Origin of the sequence: Gluconobacter aidae (assembly GCF_009547075.1) — a bacterium.
In the GTDB taxonomy this organism is placed as follows: domain Bacteria; phylum Pseudomonadota; class Alphaproteobacteria; order Acetobacterales; family Acetobacteraceae; genus Gluconobacter; species Gluconobacter aidae.
In genome coordinates this window covers 1-250 of sequence record NZ_WIPH01000123.1, presented here as the reverse complement: position 1 = coordinate 250, position 250 = coordinate 1, and the positions used below count along the sequence as shown (strand labels likewise).

1 pseudogene is annotated in these 250 nt (G+C 58.8%); it reads left to right on the top strand.

The window, feature by feature from the left end:
* A pseudogene (locus tag GFJ39_RS13995) lies at window positions 1-203 on the top strand (IS110 family transposase); the annotation flags it as partial.
* Window positions 204-250: the final 47 nt, after the last annotated feature.

Here is a 250-nt window from a genome sequence, read left to right as displayed (position 1 = left end):
GCGAAGAGAGGCGATATCAAATGCGCGTCGAAGGCTTGCCGGAGGATATCAGGGCCATCGCGTGGAAAGCCCAGGTCCGTCTTTGTCAGCGCTACCGCTTGTTGGCATCGACCGGAAAGGCCCTGCCAAAAGTGATTACGGCGATCGCCCGCGAGCTGGTCGGGTTCATCTGGGATATCGGTCGACGTATACAGCCAATCTGATAGGGAATTCCGCGCCCGATTATTGGACCTGACGGGCGTGCCGCGAA